At 63.6% G+C, this 880-nt stretch carries 1 protein-coding gene and 1 pseudogene; one reads left to right on the forward strand and one right to left on the reverse strand.

The features are described 5' to 3' along the window. The coding region (locus tag EOA24_RS39675) for an ABC transporter ATP-binding protein (protein WP_133375028.1) at window positions 1-591 on the forward strand (591 nt) is incomplete at its 5' end. A 106-nt stretch (window positions 592-697) separates the two neighbouring features. Here the strand turns inward: EOA24_RS39675 and EOA24_RS39680 are convergent. Continuing rightward, window positions 698-880 (reverse strand): annotated as a pseudogene (locus EOA24_RS39680) (LysR family transcriptional regulator); the annotation flags it as partial.

Raw genomic sequence — 880 nt, forward strand, 5'->3', positions numbered from 1 at the left:
GTGCGGCTCACCGACCGGCATCTGGCGGTCAAGCCTCGCCAGCTGTCAGGCGGCCTGAAGCAGCGCGTGGCGATCGCGCGCGCCTTTGCCGGCGATCCGCGCATCGTGGTCTGCGACGAACCGACCTCGGCGCTCGACGTCTCGGTGCAGGCGGCGATCCTCAATCTTCTTGCCGACCTGCAGTCGAGGCAGGATGTCTCCTACATCTTCATCTCGCACGACCTCGGCGTGGTGCGCTACCTCTCCGACAAGATCGCCGTGCTCTATCTCGGCCGCATCATGGAGTTCGGACCTTCGGAAGCGGTGTTCTCCGGGCCGCATCATCCCTACACCGAAGCGCTGCTATCGGCGGTTCCAAAGCTCGACCGCACCGAGAGCTCGCGCATCCGCCTCGACGGCGAGATCCCGAGCGCGGCCAACCCGCCGACGGGCTGCGTCTTCCACACACGCTGCCCGCGCAAGATCGGCGCGATCTGCGAGACGCAAGAGCCGGAGCTTTCCGAGGCCCAGCCCGGGCATACCATCCGATGCCATATCCCTTACGACGAACTGGCAAGGCTGCAAAAGCCGAAGGCCGTGGAGCCGGCGTGATCAGAATGCCGCCGCGCCTAAAGCGCGTCGTGATCTTTCAGATCGCTCCATGCGCTTTAGGTTTTTGATTTGACGCATGTCTTTATCCTGAAACCGGCCCCGACTTTCAGGAGACATGCCTTAACATACTGAAGGCGCGGTCGCTCTCCGCGAAAGCCTGATCGTTGGACAGGTTCCTGGCGAGCGTACGTAGGCCCGTGAGCGCGATGTCGAGGGCGTCGGAAGAGGCGGGGTTTTCCGGATAGGCAAGATAGATCGGGCGCTGGAATACCGGCGTGGCCTCGACGCG

Origin of the sequence: Mesorhizobium sp. M2A.F.Ca.ET.039.01.1.1 (assembly GCF_003998035.1) — a bacterium.
GTDB lineage: Bacteria > Pseudomonadota > Alphaproteobacteria > Rhizobiales > Rhizobiaceae > Mesorhizobium.